The organism is Streptomyces sp. NPDC087270 (assembly GCF_044744625.1).
Classification (GTDB): domain Bacteria; phylum Actinomycetota; class Actinomycetes; order Streptomycetales; family Streptomycetaceae; genus Actinacidiphila.
The window spans coordinates 1-1,481 of record NZ_JBIUYR010000049.1; the positions used below are offsets into that span (position 1 = coordinate 1).

At 69.0% G+C, this 1,481-nt stretch carries 1 protein-coding gene; it reads right to left on the reverse strand.

Going from position 1 to position 1,481, the window contains the following annotated elements; translation table 11 throughout:
• Positions 1-35: 35 nt before the first annotated feature.
• The gene (locus tag ACIPAE_RS39770) at positions 36-1,271 is read right to left on the reverse strand and encodes an IS30 family transposase (RefSeq protein WP_402452340.1); all 1,236 of its coding nucleotides are present in this window, start codon (positions 1,269-1,271) and stop codon (positions 36-38) included.
• Positions 1,272-1,481: the final 210 nt, after the last annotated feature.

Sequence of the window (1,481 nt, forward strand, 5' to 3'; positions counted from 1 at the left end):
CTTGGGTTCAAGGGGTCGTCGCAACACCACTTGTTTCAGGTGGTGAGTAGATCACGTAGACGCTCGGCTGGGGTATCCCAGTCGAGCGTCTTGCGTGGGCGGCCGTTGAGTTCCTGGGCGACGTGTTCGAGGTCTTCGGGGCTGTGGACGCTCAGATCGGTGCCCTTGGGGAAGTACTGGCGTAGCAGTCCGTTGGTGTTCTCGTTCGAGCCACGCTGCCAGGGTGAGGCGGGGTCGCAGAAGTAGACGGGCATGCCGGTGGTCAGGGTGAACTGCTGGTGGCGTGCCATCTCGCTGCCCTGGTCCCAGGTCAGGGAGCCGCGTAGGTGGGCGGGCAGGGTCTGGATCGTGGTGACGAGGCCGTCGCGGACGGTCTCGGCGTCGTGGGCGCCGCCGGGGAGGTGGACCAGCATGGTGTAGCGGGTGGCCCGCTCGACCAGGGTGGCGATCGCGGAACGGCCGCCCGCGCCGATGATCAGGTCGCCTTCCCAGTGTCCGGGCACCGCCCGGTCCTCGACGGTGGCGGGGCGATCGCTGATCATCACCATCGGGTCGATGAACCGTGGGGTGCGCCGCTGCGGGTCCCGGCGTGGTTTGCGGCGGGTGCGGCCGGAGCGGACCGCTGCCTGCACTTCCCGCTTCAGGCCGCCGCGGGCCTGGAAATACAGCGCCTGGTAGACCGTTTCCACGCTCACCCGCATGCTCTCGTCGTCGGGATGCTCCTTGCGTAGAGCGTGGCAGATCTGCTCCGGCGACCACCTGCTGCGCAGTCCGTTCTGGACGAAGCAGCGCAACGGTCCCTCGCGCAGCAGCTTGCGGTCCCTGGGCCGGGGCCTGCGCGCGGCAGCCGCCCGGTGGGCGGCATAGGGCCGGTAGCCCTGGCTGCCGGAGTTCGCGTCGATCTCCCGCTTGATGGTGCTCGCCGGCCGCCCCAGGGCCCGCCCGATGGCCTGCAGCGACCGGCCCGCCGCGCGAAGGTCACCGATCTCCTCGCGTTCGGCCAGGGTCAAAAACCGCGGGTGAAGCTGCTTGTCCAGGGCCGTCAGGCCCACCGGTGCCGTGGTCACACCGCACATCGTGACGGTCCCCGCCGCGTAGTCGACACGGCGCCCGTCCGGATAGGTACGCGAAGAGCAGGTCTTCTTAACGCCCCAGTCCCAGTCCTTGGCCGTGCGCTCGTTCACGCCGACCTGCCGGGCCGCCACCCGACGCGCGACGCCCTCGGCCCGCAAACGCTCGTACTCGTCGCGCCCAGGATGCCTACGCGGCATGCGCACCGAGACTCGTCCGGCCTTCCGGGCCCACCCAAAGGCTGTGTTCCGGTTCACCCCCAACTCCCGGGCCACCACGCTCACGTTCCCTACAGCATCCAGCCGCACAAGGAAACGCTCCCGCAACCCAGCAAGACCAGCACGCTCAACGCCCACGGTCCTCGCAACTCCCACAGATCACGGGTGTTGCGAGGACCACTAGAACCCAAG